This is a genomic window from Robinsoniella sp. (assembly GCF_034124845.1).
In genome coordinates this window covers 19,256-20,896 of sequence record NZ_JAWYAJ010000206.1, presented here as the reverse complement: position 1 = coordinate 20,896, position 1,641 = coordinate 19,256, and the positions used below count along the sequence as shown (strand labels likewise).

At 41.2% G+C, this 1,641-nt stretch carries 3 protein-coding genes; all 3 read left to right on the top strand.

What is annotated here, in order from left to right; all coding sequences use genetic code 11:
• A partial coding sequence (locus ACH2DQ_RS09635) for a hypothetical protein (RefSeq protein WP_395026571.1) occupies window positions 1-77 on the top strand: 77 nt, incomplete at its 5' end.
• A gap of 32 nt (window positions 78-109) precedes the next feature.
• Complete coding sequence (iolG, locus tag ACH2DQ_RS09630) at window positions 110-1,123, top strand: inositol 2-dehydrogenase (RefSeq protein ID WP_394912765.1); 1,014 nt, start codon at window positions 110-112, stop codon at window positions 1,121-1,123.
• A gap of 92 nt (window positions 1,124-1,215) precedes the next feature.
• On the top strand, window positions 1,216-1,641 hold a 426-nt coding region (locus ACH2DQ_RS09625; RefSeq protein ID WP_395026554.1), incomplete at its 3' end, for a 5-deoxy-glucuronate isomerase.

The window sequence follows — 1,641 nt, the reverse complement described above, 5'->3', positions numbered from 1 at the left end:
AGGATCCTGCAAAAGCAAATCCATTGGAGTATGCATTAAAAGCCAGAAAATTTATCACGGAAAAGACAGGTTTATAAAAAATATCCATTTAAAGAAAAGGAGAATTATCATGGTTAAAGTTGGTATTATTGGTGCAGGAAGAATTGGTAAAGTACATACAAAGAGTATTTGTAATCTGGTAAAAAATGCGGAGATCAAAACAATTGCAGATCCGTTTATGAATGAAGAGACAGAGAAATGGGCACACAGCATGGGTGTTGAAAATACAACAAAAGACTACAAGGAAATCCTGGCAGATCCGGAAATTGATGCAGTACTGATCTGCTCATCCACAAATACCCATTCCCCGATTTCAATTGAAGCAATCAAAGCCGGCAAACATGTATTCTGTGAAAAACCAATTGATCATGATGTGGCTAAGATCAAAGAAGTTATCGAGGCTTTAAAAGATTCAGATGTGAAATACCAGGTAGGATTTAACCGCCGCTTTGACCATAACTTTGAAGCGGTAAAAAATGCCGTAACAGCAGGACAGATTGGCGATCCGCATATTATTAAAGTGACCAGCCGTGATCCGGAACCGCCAAGTGCTGAATATGTAAAGGTATCCGGAGGCATTTTCCTGGATATGACAATTCATGATTTCGATATGGTACGATTCCTTGCTGGCTGTGATGCTACGGAAGTTTATGTACAGTCCGCAGTTTTAGTAGATCCAAGTATTGGTGAAGCAGGAGATGTGGATACAGCAGTCATTACCATTCAGATGGAAAACGGTGCAATTGCAGTAATTGACAACTCCAGAAAGGCAGTCTATGGATACGATCAGCGTGCAGAAGTATTTGGTTCTAAGGGAATGGTTGCAACTGCCAATGATACACAGTCCAGCGCAGTCATCAGCACAGCCGATGGCGTAACTGGAGAAAAACCACTTTACTTCTTCCTGGAACGTTACATGGATTCCTTTGCCAAAGAAATGAATTGCTTTATTGATGCAATTGAAAATAATACAGATACACCTCTTGGAGTAGAAGATGGTTTGAAGCCTGTAATTATGGGGCTGGCAGCAAAAAAATCAGTAGAAGAGCACAGACCTGTTAAGATTTCCGAGATTCAGTTATAGACCATTGATTGTCAGGAGCGTGCCGTGCTTTGACTTCGGGCACGCTCCTGAACTGTATATAAATACCATTTGAGCGAAAGGAAGCGGATAGAATGAGTAAGGTATTTGGTTATCCAGAATTTAATGAGGCAGGGGAAAAGGTTCTCACTACCTATGACAACGATTATAAAGACATGTGTATGGATATTCGTGTGTTCAAAATGAAAGATGGCGATGTTAAGAAATTAATGAAGCCAGAAGAAGAGACTGCAGTGCTTTTGCTAAATGGCCGTATAACCATTAAGTGGGAAGAGAAGGAGAAGACAGTCAGTAGAAAAGATGTCTTTACAGAAGGGCTCTGGTGTCTTCATGTATGTAAAGGTGTGGAAGTCCGGGTTGAGGCTTCTATGGATACACAGATCCTGATCCAGTCCACTTACAATGACAGAACGTTTGACAGCAGGTTCTACGGACCGGAAGATGCTCCATGGATTTATTCCTGCAAGGGAAAGTTTGGAGATACAGCCGTTCGCAGGGTA

Excerpts from the sequence above, each read along its gene's own strand:
- iolG (WP_394912765.1), top strand. The coding sequence starts at position 110 with ATGGTTAAAGTTGGTATTATTGGTGCAGGAAGAATTGGTAAAGTACAT.